14 protein-coding genes are annotated in these 14,197 nt (G+C 70.9%); 3 read left to right on the forward strand and 11 right to left on the reverse strand.

The features are described 5' to 3' along the window. The first annotated feature begins 239 nt into the window (after positions 1–239). Positions 240–1,406 carry a GDSL-type esterase/lipase family protein gene (locus ACFQ7Q_RS03695; protein WP_383549347.1) on the forward strand — a complete coding sequence of 389 codons (1,167 nt, stop codon included), beginning with the start codon at positions 240–242 and terminating at the stop codon, positions 1,404–1,406. Between the two features lie 31 nt (positions 1,407–1,437). Here the strand turns inward: ACFQ7Q_RS03695 and ACFQ7Q_RS03700 are convergent, their stop codons facing one another. Further along, entirely contained in the window at positions 1,438–3,312 is a 1,875-nt protein-coding gene (locus ACFQ7Q_RS03700; protein WP_383549350.1) for a hypothetical protein, read from the reverse strand. A 54-nt stretch (positions 3,313–3,366) separates the two neighbouring features. Beyond that, positions 3,367–4,317, reverse strand: coding sequence for a fibronectin type III domain-containing protein (locus tag ACFQ7Q_RS03705; RefSeq protein ID WP_383549353.1), 951 nt, complete (start codon positions 4,315–4,317; stop codon positions 3,367–3,369). A 131-nt stretch (positions 4,318–4,448) separates the two neighbouring features. Here ACFQ7Q_RS03705 and ACFQ7Q_RS03710 point away from each other — a divergent pair, with 131 nt between their 5' ends. Both ACFQ7Q_RS03710 and ACFQ7Q_RS03715 read left to right on the forward strand, forming a co-directional pair. After that, a complete protein-coding gene (locus ACFQ7Q_RS03710) occupies positions 4,449–5,027 on the forward strand; it encodes a hypothetical protein (RefSeq protein ID WP_383549355.1) in 579 nt (192 codons plus the stop codon). Positions 5,028–5,057: 30 nt separating this feature from the next. Further along, complete coding sequence (locus ACFQ7Q_RS03715; protein WP_383549358.1) at positions 5,058–5,654, forward strand: TIGR03086 family metal-binding protein; 597 nt, start codon at positions 5,058–5,060, stop codon at positions 5,652–5,654. Positions 5,655–5,689: 35 nt separating this feature from the next. Here the strand turns inward: ACFQ7Q_RS03715 and ACFQ7Q_RS03720 are convergent, their stop codons facing one another. The 9 genes from ACFQ7Q_RS03720 to ACFQ7Q_RS03760 form a co-directional block, all read right to left on the reverse strand. After that, the gene (locus ACFQ7Q_RS03720; protein ID WP_383549361.1) at positions 5,690–6,313 is read right to left on the reverse strand and encodes an SMI1/KNR4 family protein; all 624 of its coding nucleotides are present in this window, start codon (positions 6,311–6,313) and stop codon (positions 5,690–5,692) included. A gap of 23 nt (positions 6,314–6,336) precedes the next feature. Next, positions 6,337–7,086: an aspartate/glutamate racemase family protein gene (locus ACFQ7Q_RS03725; RefSeq protein ID WP_383549364.1), complete on the reverse strand. Its 750-nt coding sequence runs from the start codon at positions 7,084–7,086 to the stop codon at positions 6,337–6,339. Positions 7,087–7,142: 56 nt separating this feature from the next. Next, entirely contained in the window at positions 7,143–8,591 is a 1,449-nt protein-coding gene (locus tag ACFQ7Q_RS03730) for a nucleobase:cation symporter-2 family protein (RefSeq protein WP_383549366.1), read from the reverse strand. 300 nt (positions 8,592–8,891) lie between these two features. Then, entirely contained in the window at positions 8,892–10,280 is a 1,389-nt protein-coding gene (locus tag ACFQ7Q_RS03735) for an 8-oxoguanine deaminase (protein WP_383549368.1), read from the reverse strand. 48 nt (positions 10,281–10,328) lie between these two features. Beyond that, positions 10,329–11,747, reverse strand: a complete 1,419-nt coding sequence (locus ACFQ7Q_RS03740; protein WP_383549371.1) for a nucleobase:cation symporter-2 family protein — start codon at positions 11,745–11,747, stop codon at positions 10,329–10,331. Positions 11,748–11,817: 70 nt separating this feature from the next. Further along, positions 11,818–12,741 (reverse strand): factor-independent urate hydroxylase, encoded by a 924-nt coding sequence (gene pucL / locus ACFQ7Q_RS03745; RefSeq protein ID WP_383549373.1) that lies wholly within the window; start codon positions 12,739–12,741, stop codon positions 11,818–11,820. 5 nt (positions 12,742–12,746) lie between these two features. Then, entirely contained in the window at positions 12,747–13,136 is a 390-nt protein-coding gene (gene uraH / locus ACFQ7Q_RS03750) for a hydroxyisourate hydrolase (RefSeq protein WP_355106814.1), read from the reverse strand. Beyond that, positions 13,133–13,660: a 2-oxo-4-hydroxy-4-carboxy-5-ureidoimidazoline decarboxylase gene (gene uraD, locus ACFQ7Q_RS03755; RefSeq protein WP_383549376.1), complete on the reverse strand. Its 528-nt coding sequence runs from the start codon at positions 13,658–13,660 to the stop codon at positions 13,133–13,135. The genes uraH and uraD overlap by 4 nt, the downstream gene beginning before the upstream one ends. A 156-nt stretch (positions 13,661–13,816) precedes the next feature. Next, positions 13,817–14,155 (reverse strand): helix-turn-helix domain-containing protein, encoded by a 339-nt coding sequence (locus ACFQ7Q_RS03760; protein ID WP_383549555.1) that lies wholly within the window; start codon positions 14,153–14,155, stop codon positions 13,817–13,819. Positions 14,156–14,197: the final 42 nt, after the last annotated feature.

The following is a 14,197-nucleotide window of genomic DNA, read 5'->3' on the forward strand; positions in this document are numbered from 1 at the left end:
CGGCTGACCCGCACAGCAGCCGACCAGCACCTTCGGTCACATCACGAACAGGCTCCGCCCCCGGTGAACGCACAGCTCCGGGGGCGGAGCCATTTTCGCTCCAGTGCGTTTCACAGGGCATGTGACGCAACCGAGACGCGCAGCTACCTAGCGGTAACAAGCCACGGCGTGCCAGATTCCGCCTTGCCACCGGCCGGCGGCTGTCCCTCACTCCACTGCAAGGACGCAGGAGCACAGCCATGCCCACCCCCCGCCGCTTTCCCCACCGTGCCGTGCGCGCGGTTCTCGCCGCCTCGCTGGCCGTCACCGGCCTGGTGGCCGCAGGTGGCACCTCCCCCGCCGCCGCGAGCTCCGGTTCCGGCCCCACCGCCGTCGTCTCGATGGGCGACAGCTACATCTCCGGGGAGGCCGGACGCTGGCAGGGCAACAGCCTCACCACCAGCGGCAGCCGTAACGGGACCGACCGGGCATGGACGGGAAGCGCGTACGACCCCTCGCGGGTCTACGGCACCACCGCGGCCAACGGCTGTCACCGCTCCGACGGGGCCGAGGTGAAGAGCGCCACCGGGATCGCCTCCGCGCTGATCAACATCGCCTGCTCGGGCGCCACGACCGAGAACGTCTTCCGGGCGTCGAACGGCGGCAGGGCCTACAAGGGCGAGGCTCCGCAGGCCGACCAGCTCGCGGCCGTCGCCGCCTCGCACGACGTGAAGACGATCGTGCTGTCCATCGGCGGCAACGACCTGGGCTTCGCCGACATCATCCGGAGCTGCGCGACCGACTACATCGTCTGGTACTCCTACTGCCACGACGACCAGCAGGAGGAGGTCGACGCCAAGATCGACGCCGCGATGGCGGGCGTCGGCAAGTCCGTCGACGAGATCCGGGCGGTGATGTCCGGCGCCGGGTACGCCGCCTCCTCGTACCGGATCGTGCTCCAGTCGTACCCCTCCCCCATCCCGCGCGCCGCCGACAACCGCTACGGCGAGAGCGGCTGGAGCCGTACCAACACGGGCGGCTGCCCGTTCTGGAACCTGGACTCCGACTGGGCCCGGGACTCGCTCGTGCCGCAGGTCGCCAACCGTCTCAAGGGCGTCGCCGCGGCCAAGGGCGTGCAGTTCATGGATCTGCGGGACATGCTGCAGGGCCGCGAGGTGTGCGCGAAGGCCAGCAAGCAGGTCAGCGCGACGGTGCCGGCCTCGGCCACGACCAGCGAATGGGTGCGCTGGATCGACCAGAACCAGACGCAGGGCCCGATCCAGGAGAACGTCCACCCCAACCACTACGGCCAGTCGGCGCTCGGCCGCTGTCTCTCGCTGATCCACGCGCAGCCGAGCGGGAACTTCTCCTGCCGCAACACGGCCGGTACCGGCGCCTCCGGGATGTACCTGACGGCCGTATCCTGACGGCCGTCGGCTCGACCCCCCACGGGGTTGCTCAGCGGGCGCGGCGCTTCCCCCGGTTCCGGCGCCGTGCCCGCGGCCTCCCCGTCCTCGACTCGGACATCCCGATCCCGGGCGCTGTGAGACCGAGCGCGCCGAGCGTCCGCTCCGCCCGGTACGGGTCGGCCGCCGCCATCTCCTTCACCAGGGCCTCGACACCGCCCGGCCAGCCCTCGGCGGCGGAGTCGAGGACCGCCCGCCCGGCCGTGCGGCGGGAGAGCCGGTCCAGGATCAGCACGGCGCGGGCGGACAGCGGCACTCGGGTCTCGTCCGCCGGCTCGCCCCTGGCCCGCAGGACGCCGTACGCGTACGCGCCCATCACCGGGTCGTCGAGGGCCCCGTGCAGGGCCTCGACCGGTGCGGCGGCCGGGTCGAGGAAGCCGAAGACGGCGCGGGTGTCGGCGGCCTCGTACGTCCCGGCGTTGACCGTGCCGAGGGCGGCGAGCAGCTGGGACCAGGCGTCGTCGGTGTCCCCTCGGGCGTGGAGCCATTCGGTCAGGACACGCGTGGCGGCGGAGGCGGACCAGCCCTCGGCTGCGGCGATCACGGTCGGGGCGTCCCAGGCGACGGCCTCGGCGGCGTCGGGTGCCGCGACGCCCCGGACCCGCATCAGATAGTGCAGGACCTCGACGCCCCAGGGCGTGAGGCCGAAGGCGTCGCCGGTACGGAAGACCATGCCGGTCCCGGCCAGCCGGTCGACGGTGTCGGCCATGGCCCGCGCTGACGGTTCGAGCCGGGCCCGCTCGTCGTCGGTGACGGGCGCCCCCACGAGCCGGGACAGCTCGTCCACGGGCGGGACCACATAGGCGTCGTGGGCCTTCGCCGGTACGAGTACGGGCGCGTCCTCCAGGCGGGGGTCGACCGGCCAGTCCTCGAACTCGGCGGCCCTGCGCGCGACCGATTCGGCGCAGGAGCCCCGCTGGTAGAGCGCGTACAGCAGGTGCGCGGCCTCGCCGTCGTACAGGCCGCCGGACTCGCTCTTCATCTCCTCGACGGCCGCGGCGAGCAGGTCGGCACCGGCCTCGACGGACCGCTGGGGGTCGCGCGCCTCGACGGGAGGCGGTGGCAGGGGGACGGCGGAGTCCTCGTAGTAGTTCAGGTGCTCGTCGAGGAGGGTGTCGGCGAGGACGAGGTGTGGGAAGGCGTCCGGGCCGGGCGCGAGATGGGCGTACGGCCCCGCGAGCGCCCCGGCGAGCCCCTCGGCGGTCCAGCGGTCGACCAGCCGGCCGGCCACCTTCCCGACCCCGTGCGAGACGTCGCCGTCGGACAGGAGCGGCCCGGCGGGCGAGGGCGCTTCCGCCTCCCGCACGTAGGCGCTGGTCAGCGCCTCGGCGAGCACCATGTCGGCGAGCTCGCTCCGGTTCATCAGGTCGGCCCTGCGCAGTCCGTCGGGCGGGACGACCCCGTCATGGGCGGCGAGCCACGCCCGGACGGCGGTGGGGTCGGCGGGGTCGGCGCCGTCGGCCCGCAGCAACGAGGCGTACCAGCGCTGCCAGGTCAGATTGCCGGGGTCCCGCATCGCCCGCTCGAAGTCGGGCACGGTCTCCTCGATGGCGGCCACGATCCGCGCCTGGCGCTTGGCATTGAGCCGCCCGGCCTCCCGGACGCGCTCGGTGAGCGCCACGAGCACGGCGGGATAGGCCGTCAGCTCCTCGGGCGTCGCGTACACGAAGGCCGGCACGTCCTCGACCAGCAGATGCCGCACGAGGGAGACGGTCGGCTCGGGCAGCCCGCTCCGCCGGTCGGCCCCGCGCAGCGACAACAGACCGAGCACGGCGTCGGCGGCGCGTGCGGACGAAGGGTCGCGGAGCTCCGGGGTTCCGTCGAGGAACGCGTCGAGCCCGGTGTTGGAGAGCACGGTCCCTGCCACCTTTCCCAGGGTAGTTCCGGCGCGCGCCGGACGACGACGCCTGAGGCGGCGCCGTCATGGGACGACAACGGTCCGCTGGGCGGAGAAGTCACCCCAGGTGCCGTCGGGGAGGCGGGCGCGGAGTTTGACGCTGTAGCGGGTGCCGGGGGTGGTGGGGACCGTGAAGGTGTAGGTGGCGGGGCCGGGTGGGGGGTCGGCTCCCCAGATGATCGTCGTGGCGAAGGCTTCGTTCAGGTAGAGCTGGTGTTCCTTGACCGGGGCGCCGGTGCCGGGCGGGGTCCAGGTGAGGGTGATCTCGCCCTCGGTGGCGATCGCCTTCAGGTTCGTCGGCGCGGTGTTGGGGGCGGCGCCGGGGGCCGGGGTGGTGGTGAGGTCGGCGGGGTTGCTGTCCGGGGAGGAGTTCTCGGCGGCGTCGCGGGCGCGGACGGTGAAGGAGTAGACCGTGCCGGGCCGCAGACCGGTGATGCGGGCGGTGGTCGCCGTGCCGGGGACGGTGTGGACGCGGGCGTCGGCCTGGTAGACGTCGTACGCGGTGATCCTGGTGTCGTCGCGGGCGGGGGTCCAGGTCAGGGTGGCCGCGCGGCTGCCGGCGGGCGTGGCGCGCAGGGCTCGCGGGGTCGTCGGGGGCGTGCGGTCCCGGGCGGTCGCGGCGAGAGTGGTGGCGGGGACGGGAGGGCTGGGGGCCGATCGGTTTCCGGCGGCGTCGCGGGCGCGGACGGTGAAGGTGTACGGGGTGGCGGGGGCGAGGTTCACGATGTCGACCATGAGGGTCGTGGCGGGGAGGTCCTTCACCTTGCGGCCCTGTCGGTAGACCTCGTAGCCGGTGACCCCTCGGTCGTCGGTGGCCGCGCTCCACATGACGTGGACGGTGCTCGCGCTGCCTGCGGACGCGGTGACTCCGGTGGGGGCGGTGGGGCTGTGGGTGTCCTTCTCGGGGCCGCCGGAGCAGGCCGCGAGGGCGAGGGCTGCGACGGTCAACAGGCTGGCGGCGAGCGGGCGTTGCACAGGAATGCCTCCGTCCGTCGGAATGGTCCAGACCTGTATGACACGGAGGGGAGGGCCTCGGCAAGGGGGCGTTGTCAGTGGGGTGCGCTTCACTGGATTCGTCACTCTCCGTGACCGAGGATGGGGGAATCATGACGGACCGTACGACCTTTCTGACGCAGGCCGGGCTGCGCGAGCGCGGGTGGAGCGACGCGATGGTGCGCGATCTGCTGGGGGCGCCCGATGTGCAGGGCCGGGATCCCCGCCGGTGGTCGATCGCGCCGGTGCGGCTGTATCGCCTGGCGCGGGTGGAGGCGGTGGAGCGGACACCGGAGTTCACACGGTGCGCCGCCTCCTCGGGCCGACGCTCCTCGGCCGCGGAAGCGGGGGCCGAGGCCCGCCGGAAGGCGGTGCTCGCCTCGATCCGGGCGGAGCCGATCGAGGTGCCACGCCTCCCGGCCGCCGAGCTGGAGCGGCGGGCCGTGCGACACCGCCATCTGCTCGGTGCCCGCAGTCCCGGAGGGGTCGCGGCGGGGGCGCTGGTGCGCTGGCAGGTGAGCTATCTGCGGCATGCGCTGTCGCGGTACGAGACGCTGCTCGACGGGCTGTACGGGTCGACGGGCCGGGCGGAGGCCGAACGACTGCTGAACAGGCGGCTGTACGAGGCGATCGCGGCGGCCTATCCCGTGCTGGCGAGGGAGTGCGGGCGACGGATCGGCACGGACCGATGAGTTCCGGCCTCCCCGACGGTCTCAGTTGGCATGGAGAAGACGGAGCACATCGATCTGGGAACGGCCGCGGAGCGGGTGGCACGACTCGCCGAGGGCATCGGCGACGAGCGGCTCGGGGACCCGACGCCCTGCCCCGAGTACGCGGTACGGGAGGTGCTCGCCCATGTCGCGAGCCTGAGCGTGGCCTTCCGCGACGCGGCCCGCAAGGACTTCGGGGCGACGACCGGCACACCGCCCGGCTCGGTCCGGCCGGTCCTGGAGGACGACTGGCGCGCGGGCCTGCCGAAGGCCCTGAACGAGCTGGCGGCGGCCTGGCGCGAGCCTGGCGCCTGGGAGGGGGACACCCAGGCGGGCGGCATCGACATGCCCGCGGCGGTCATGGGCATGGTCGCGCTCAACGAGCTGCTGATCCACGGCTGGGACCTGGCACGCTCGACGGACCAGGCCTACGAGGTGAGCGAGGAGGAACTGGCCGTGTCCGAGGGCCTGCTGACCCCGGAGGAGGACGCTCCGGCCGAGGAGGGCTTCTTCGGCCCGATCGTCCCGGTCCCGGACGGCGCGCCCCAGCTCGACCGGGTGGTGGGCCTGAGCGGCCGACGCCCGGACTGGCGCCCGCCGGCGTCCTGACCGCGGGGCGGCCGTGGAAGGCCGCCCCAGGTCGTTCACCAGGGCATCATCTGACCCTGATCGAGCCAGTCCGCGAACGACGGTGGACGGCCGTTCAGGGTCAGCGGAAGAATTCGGTCACAGGTGGCCCGGCCGTCGAACCACATGGTGCCCCGGTGCGGTCCGGTGACGACGAGAAGGGCGTGGAAGCCACAGCCGTGCTCCCGGATGAACACCGCTCCCGCGGTCTTGCGCTCCTGGTGCACCCCGTATTCGGCGTCCCAGTCGTCCCAGGCCCGCTGGAACGCGCCGTCGTCCGCGAAGTGCTCCCTCAGCGGCTCGCGCTCGTCGAGTTCGTCCTCGTAGGCGCGGTAGGAGTCGGGGTGGGGGAAGTCCGTGGTGAGCAGGTCGTAGTTGGTCTCGGAGTCGCCGTGCCAGACCCAGCCGGCGGGCCCTCGGCGGAGTCGGTTCACCTTGCCGCCGGCGCTGTGCCGGAGCAGGTGGTCGCGGTACTCGGCGGGGAAGGTGATCCCCAGCTCCTCCTCCGCTTCCCGGATCTCCGGCTCGGACAGCGGCGGCGGGGTCGGCTCCCTGTACTGCTCCCAGGTCCGGCCGCTCCACTCGTCGAAGCGGTGCCCCTGGTTCATGCGTCGGTCCTCGGCCGTCCAGTCGATCGTCATGGGACAGAGGGTAGAGACGATGATCATCGCGTGGTGCCGGGGGTGGCCGCCAGAAGCCGCGCGAGCCTTCGGCAGGCCGCCGGGATCGGGGCGATCACCGGTGTCTCGAAACGGGCGCGCAAGGAGTCGGCCGCCTCGCCCAGCGGGCCGCCTCCGATCACGACGGCCCGGGCTCCGTCCCGTACGACGCACTCCCGCACCGCGCGTGCCAGGCCCTCGCGGAGCGACTCCGGGTCGGCGGACAGGGCCTCGGGGTCGCCCTCGGTCAGGCGGAGGCCGGTGAAGCGGTCGGAGAGGCCGAGGGCGGCGACCCGCTCGACGATGGCCCCCTCCAGCTTGGGCGTGGTCGTCGCGATGCCGAAGCTCCGCCCGGAGGCCGCGGCCTCCAGCAGGGCCGCCTCCCCGATGCCGACGACCGGCACCGGCCCTCGCGCCGAGGCGAGGGCGAGCGCCCGCAGTTCCGCCAGGCCCGGGTCGCCGAACGCTGCCACCAGCAGGGCCGCGCAGCCGCCGTCGGCCAGGGCCCGCCGGCCGGCCGCGACCACCTCCGGGACGGCCGCGCGCAGGGCGGCCGGGTCGGTGAGCATCCGAGGGGCGCGCGTCGCGGTCACTCCACGGACCCGCGGCCCCAGCGACCGCCGGGCGATCGCGGTCATCATCGCGGTGGTGTCCGTCGAGGAGTTGGGGTTGACGAGGACGACTTCCCGTACGACACCGGGGTCGGCGGAGGCGGTGAGCTGCGCAGGGACGGTGTGGGCTGCCGGTCCACGCACGACACCGGTCCCCGCGTCGGACGCGGGGACCGGATCGATGGACCGACGGGGCGTGTTCAGTGGACGTGCGCCGCCTTGGACGTGCGGGCCTCGGAGATCTCCTCGCCCGGCTCCATGGGCGCGGTGACCGTGTCCTCGTCGCCACGCTTGCCCAGGTGGTTGAAGACCAGGTTCAGCAGGACCGCCGCGACACAGCCGGTCGAGATGCCCGAGTCCAGGATGATCTTCGCGGTCTCCGGGAAGGCGTGGTAGAACTCCGGCTCCGTGATCGGGATGATGCCGACGGCCAGCGAGACCGCCACGATCAGCACGTTGTTGTCCTTCTCCAGCCCCGCCTTGACGAGCGTCTGGATGCCGCTCGCGGCGACCGAGCCGAAGAGGACGACGCCCGCGCCGCCGAGCACCGGCCGCGGGACGACCGAGATCAGCGAGGCCGCGATCGGCGACAGGCCCATCAGGACCAGGAAGCCGCCGCCGCAGGCGACCACGAACCGGCTGCGGATCTTCGTCATGGCGACCAGCCCGATGTTCTGGGCGAAGGCACTGCACATGAAGCCGTTGAAGAACGGGCTGATGGCCGAGCCGAGGGTGTCGGCGCGCAGTCCGGCCGCGATGGTCTTCTCGTCGGCCGGCCGCTCGACGATCTCGCCGAGCGCCAGCATGTCGGCGGTCGACTCGGTCATCGAGACGAGCATGACCACGATCATGGAGATGATCGCGGCGAGCGCGAACTGCGGGGCACCGAAGTGGAACGGCGACGGGAAGCCGATGACGGACGCCTCGGCCACCGGGCTGAAGTCCGTGACGCCGAACGGGATGGCGATCAGGGTGCCGATGACCAGACCGACCAGGACGGCGATCTGCTTCAGGAAGCCCCGCGTGAAGCGGCGCAGGACCAGCACGACGACGAGCGTGATCGCCGCGAGGGTCAGGTAGGTCGTCGAACCGTAGTCCTCGGCCGTCGGATTGGGGCCTTGGGCCCAGCCGAACGCGACCGGAAGCAGCGAGACACCGATGAGGGTGATCACGGTGCCCGTGACCACGGGCGGGAAGAAGCGGACGAGCTTGGAGAAGTACGGGGCGGCTATGAAACCGAGGAGACCCGCGACGATGATCGCGCCGAAGATGATCGGCAGGGCGTCGGACTTGTCGTCCGTCGTGTCGACGATGGCCAGCATCGGGGCGACGCCGGCGAAGGTGACGCCGTTGACGAACGGCAGTCGGGCGCCGATCTTCCAGACGCCGAGCGTCTGCAGGAAGGTGGCGAGTCCCGCGGTGAAGAGGCTGGCTCCGGTGAGGAAGGTCAGCTCGGTGCCGGAGAGTCCGACGGCCGCGCCGACGATCAGGGGCGGGGCCACGACCCCCGCGTACATGGCGGCCACGTGCTGGAGACCGCTGGTGAACATTTTCAGGGGCGGCAGAGTCTCGTCGACCGGATGCTTCTGGTCTTCGGTGTCGGCGCCTGCGTCTTGCGCATCATTGCGAAACCTGGGCTTGGTGGCCACGGAGGTTCCTCCGGTCGGGTAACACGTCGGCGGTGACGTGGGTGTCATGGAGGTGGTGCAAAGCGGTGCAGGTCGTGCGCCTCACGGGTGCGGCTCATGAGGAAGTGGGGGGTGCTTCTTCATCTTGAGAACTGCGTCGTGTGCCCGGGGAGGCCTGGAAGGCTGACACACGTCGACCGTCCGGGGGGTGCCGTACCTCTTTACGTACGGGCACCCCCCGTCCGGCCGGCCACGGGCCCCGCTCGGGTCCGTGGCGACCGACCGAGGGCCGTCCCCCTCGGTCGGACTCCTTGGGGAGGATCAGCCCTGGGCCGTGATGCGGGCCAGGCGCTGGGCCTCCGCGCGCGCGTCGCGGGCGATCGCCTCTTCGTCCGCGAACAGCAGGCGGTTGTTCTCGACGATCTGCTTGCCGTTGACGAACGAGGCCGTCACCGGCGCGGCGGCGCCGAACACGATCGCGGTGACCGGGTCGGCGATCGACGAGTGGCCGATGCCGTCGATCTTCCAGAGCACGAAGTCGGCGAGCTTGCCGGCCTCCAGAGAACCGATGTTGTCGGCGCGGCCGAGGACCTGGGCGCCACCGTACGTACCGAGGCGCAGCGCCTGGCGGGCGTTGAGCGCGGACTCGCGGTGGGCGCCGAGGCGGTTGATGAGGAGCGCGTTGCGCAGCTCGGTGTGGAGCTCGCCCGACTCGTTGGAGGCGGTGCCGTCGACACCGAGGCCGACCGGGACGCCGGCGCGCAGCATGTCCGGGACGCGGGCGATGCCGGCGGCCAGCCGCGCGTTGGAGGACGGGCAGTGGGCGACACCGGTCTTCGTACGAGCGAAGGCCTCGATGTCGGAGTCGTTCATGTGGACGCAGTGCGCCATCCACACGTCCTCACCGAGCCAGCCGGTCGACTCGAAGTAGTCGGTGGGGCCCATGCCGAAGAGCTCGTGGCACCACTTCTCCTCCTCCACGGTCTCCGAGCCGTGCGTGTGCATCCGCACACCGAGGCGTCGAGCCAGCTCGGCGCCCTGCTTGAGCAGCTCGGTGGAGATGGAGAACGGGGAGCAGGGGGCGACGGCGACCTGGGTCATCGCGTCGAAGGAGGCGTCGTGGTGCTTCTTGACCGTCTCCTCGGTGGCCGCGAGGGCGCCCTCGGTGGTCTCGACGGCGAAGTCCGGCGGCAGGCCGCCGTCCTTCACGCTGCGGTCCATGGAGCCGCGGGCGAGGGTGAAGCGGACACCCATGTCCTTGGCGGCGCCGATGATGGCGCCGGACAGGTCGCCGGAGCCCTGCGGGTAGACGTAGTGGTGGTCCATGGCGGTGGTGACACCACCGCGGGCCATCATCGCGAGCGAGCCCTGCGCGGCGACGCGGGCCATCGACTCGTCGATGCGCGACCAGGTCGGGTAGAGCGCGACCAGCCAGTTGAAGAGGTTGTGGTCGGTGGCCAGGCCCCGCGTGATCCACTGGTAGAAGTGGTGGTGGGTGTTGACCAGACCGGGAGTCACCAGATGACCGGTGGCGTCGATCCGGCGGACGACGTTCTCCAGGCCCTCGGGCGCCTTGCCGGCTCCGATGGACTCGATCTTGTTGCCTGCGACGACGAGGTAGCCGGTGGCGTACTCGGTGTCGTTGGCGTCTACGGTCGCGATCGCACAGTTCTCGACGACGATGCGCTCGACAGACGAAGGTGCTGCCATGGCGGTGCTTCCTTCATTCCTCGGGGGTGGTTTGGGCACGGCAGGACCCTAGGAGGATTTGAGTGCCGGAGCCGTGTGACGGCTCCGGGTGCCGAGATGGTGGAAGAAAAGATTGAGCGTGACCGCGACGAGCGCTCCGGCGCTGATGCCGGAACCGAGCACGGTCTGTGCCCAGGCCGGGAAGTCGGCGTAGAAGGTGGGAGCGGCGAGCGGGATGATGCCCGCTCCGAGCGCGACGGCCACCAGGATGATGTTGGAGCTGTCGTCGAGTCCGGCTTCCGACAGGGTACGGATTCCGGAGACGGCGATCGAGCCGAAGAGGACGATGCCGGCGCCCCCGAGGACCGGCATGGGGACCATGGACACGACCGCGCCGAGGACCGGGAAGGCGCCGAGGACGAGCAGGGTGCACCCCGCGACGGCCACGACGTAGCGGGAGCGGACCCGGGTCAGCGAGACCACTCCGACGTTCTGGGCGAATGCGGAGGTGGGGAAGCCGCCGAAGACGGGGCCGACCAGGGTGGCGATGCCGTCGGTACGCAGACCGCGGGTGATCGTACGGCCGTCGCTCCTGCGCTCGCAGATCTCGCCGAGGGCGAGCATCCCGGCGCTGGACTCGGTCATGAGGACCAGCATCACGATGCACAGCGAGAGGATCGCGGCGGGCTGGAACTCCGGTGCGCCGAAGGCGAAGGGGCCGGGCAGGGCCGCGACGGGCACCTCGCGCAGGGCGGTGAAGTCGGCCATCCCGAAGGGGATCGCGGCAACGGTGCCGATGAAGAGGCCGAGCAGCAGGGCGATCTGTTTGACGAAGCCCTTGGCGAAGCGCTGGAAGAGCAGGATCACGACGAGCGTGAAGGCGGCGAGCGCCAGGTACTTCATGGCGCCGAAGTCGGCGGCTTCCTTGTTCCCGCCCTGCGCCCAGCTCACGGGTACGGGCATCAGGGTGACGCCGATCAGGGTGATCACGACGCCGGTGACGAGCGGCGGGAAGAAGCGGAGCAGCCGGCCGAAGAAGGGGCCGACGGCGAGGCAGAACACTCCCGCGACCATCACCGCGCCGTAGATGGCGGGGAGTTGGTGGCCGGGGGCGCTGGTCTCGGCGATGGCGAGCATCGGTGCGATGCCCGCGGACGAGGCGGCGTTGACGAACGGGAGCCGGTTTCCGGCGAAGCGGCCGGCACCGAGGGTCTGGAGGATGGTGGCGCAGCCGGCGATGAGGAGGCTCGCGGCGATGAGCCGGGTCATTCCCGCGGCGTCCAGGCCGACCGCCTGGCCGATGATCAGCGGGGGCGTGACGACTCCCGCGTACATGGCGGCGATGTGCTGGAGCGCGGCGGGGACGAGCCGCGAGGCGGGGAGCTTCTCGTCCACCGGGTGGACCTCGGTCGACGTGGCCGAGGAGGTGTCCGACGGTGTGGAACACGGGCCTTCTGCGGATGCCGGCCCCGATGCGGGCTGTGCCATGGGTAGGTCCCTCCGGTGGTGGCGGCCCCCGCCCGACTGCGGGCGGGCGGGGGCGGCCACGAGGTGCCGCTTAGAGGTTGGTCATGTCGACCGGGATCTGCGCCGTGGCTCCGTCCCGCAGCACCGTGGCCTCGATGAGGCCGTAGGGGCGGTCGGCGGCGAAGTAGACCTCGTTGTCGTTCTTGAGCCCGAAGGGCTCCAGGTCCACCAGGAAGTGGTGCTTGTTCGGGAGCGAGAAGCGGACCTCGTCGATCTCCGAACGGTGGTTGATGATCCGGGTGGCCATCTGGTACAGCGTCTGCTGCAGCGAGTACGAGTACGTCTCCGAGAAGGCCTCGAGCATGTGGCGCCTGGTCTGCGCGTAGGACTTCTCCCAGTTGGGCATCCGCTGGTCGTCGTCGGTCCAGTTGAACCGCCAGCGACCGGACACCTGCGTGGCCAGGATGCGGTCGTACGCCTCCTGGAGCGTCGTGTACTTGTCCTTGATGTAGCCCCAGAACTCCGAGTTGGTGGAGTTCATGACGATGAGGTCCTTGAGGCCGGAGATGACCTCCCACTTCTCACCGTCGTACGTGATCTGGGAGACGCGGGTCTCCTGGCCCTTGCGGGCGAAGGAGTGGTTCACCTCGTCCGAGCCGATGAACTTGGAGTTGGCGTCGGAGCTGGCGATGCGCTCCCACGAGTACTCCTCGATCCGGATGCGCGCCCGCTTGATCGGCTCCTGGCCGGTCACGAAATGACGCGCCAGGTGGATGCCGAACTGCTCGGCCGACTCGATCCCGTACTCCTTGGCGAAGGCGTACACGGTGTTCTTGGTCGTGTCGGTGGGCAGGCAGTGGGCGTTGGAGCCGGTGAGGTGGACGTCGTCGAGGTCGCCGGAGAGGGCGACGGAGACGTTCAGGTCCTTGATGTGGTGGGTGGCGCCGTCCCGCGTGATCTTGACGACGCGGTTCTCTGCTTTGCCGTACTGGTTCTGGCCGAGAATCGTGGGCATGTCTGCTAGCTCCCTCGGTAAACGGAGTAGCCGAACGGGTTGAGCAGCAGCGGTACGTGGTAGTGCTCGCCCGGCTTGACGGCGAACGTGATCGCCACCTCCGGGAAGAACGCACCGCTGTCCCTTACGCGGGGGGCGTCCTGCTGCGCCTCGGCTTGCTTCTTGGAGAAGTACGCCTCGGTCTCGAAGTCGAGACGTACGTGGGTGGTGCCCTCCGGCAGGGCCGGCAGGTCCTTGCAGCGCCCGTCCGCGTCGGTGGCGGAGCCACCGAGCGTGACCCACTGCGCGTCGAAGCCGCTGCGGGCCGCGAGCGTGATGGCCACGCCCTCGGCGGGGCGGCCGATGCTGGTGTCCAGGATGTGGGTGGACACCGAAGCGGTGGTGTCGGTGCTCATGCGTTCTCTTCCTCGTTCTCTGCGCGCTCTACGAGACGGGTCAGCCTGATGCGGTTGATCTTGCCCAGTTCGGTGCGGACGATCTCCCGCTCCTTCTCGGGCGCGTTCTCGATCCGCTCACGGACCGCGTCGCGCATCTGCTCACCGGTCTTGCCGGTCGCGCAGATCAGAAAGACATGACCGAACTTGTCCTGGTAGGCCAGGTTGAGTTCGAGCATCTCGGCCTTGAGCTCCTCGGAGGCCCCGGCCATCCCGCTCTGCTCGCGGGAGGAGGTCGGGTCCCCTGCCTTCGGACGACCGATCGGCGGGTGGCCCGCCATCGCCTCGGCCAGATCCTCCGCGGTCAGTTCGGCCATGGCGGCGTCACTGGCGAGGAAGAGGGCTTCGACGGTGGCGTACGGGCGCTGGGCGAGCAGTTTGCTCCCCCACGCCGAGCTGGAGCACACCTCGTGGAGCGCGGCGACAGCGTCGCTGTCCGCCGAGGTGTTGAACCGGGTCAGACCCGGTGTCGTACCTGAAGTCACGGGAAGCCTCCGTGGCTGTTTTTCGCTGTGCGTCGGACGGGCTGCGGATAGCTAACGCCCTCCCGCAACACCACGTCAACACTTTGTTGAAAACTCGGTGACACAAAAGCCGTCGTCCCGACATCTGGACGACGGCTTGTGGTCAACCATGATCAACTAGCCCTTCTTGGGGGCCTTTTCCCTGCTCAGGGCGGTCTCCCGGTTCAGGTAGTTGTACACGGTGAACCGGCTGACACCGAGTGCCCCGGCCACTGTCTCCACCCCGTGCCGGACCGAGAAGGCGCCGCGCGCCTCGAGCATCCGGACCGCCTCCTGCTTGGTCTTGCGGTCCAGCTCGGCCAGTGGCATCCCGTGCCTGCGCTCCATCGCGGCGAGAATGTGATCCAGCGACTCCGACAGCTGCGGCAGACGGACGGCGAGGACGTCCTCCCCCTCCCAGGCGAGCACCACATCGTCGCGCTCGGCCTGCTCGGGGCCGAGTATCTCCGCACCCATCGCGTCGGCCAGCGGCTTCACCGCGGCGATCAGCGGATGTTC

The sequence above is a fragment of the Streptomyces sp. NPDC056527 genome (genome assembly GCF_042794475.1).
In the GTDB taxonomy this organism is placed as follows: domain Bacteria; phylum Actinomycetota; class Actinomycetes; order Streptomycetales; family Streptomycetaceae; genus Streptomyces.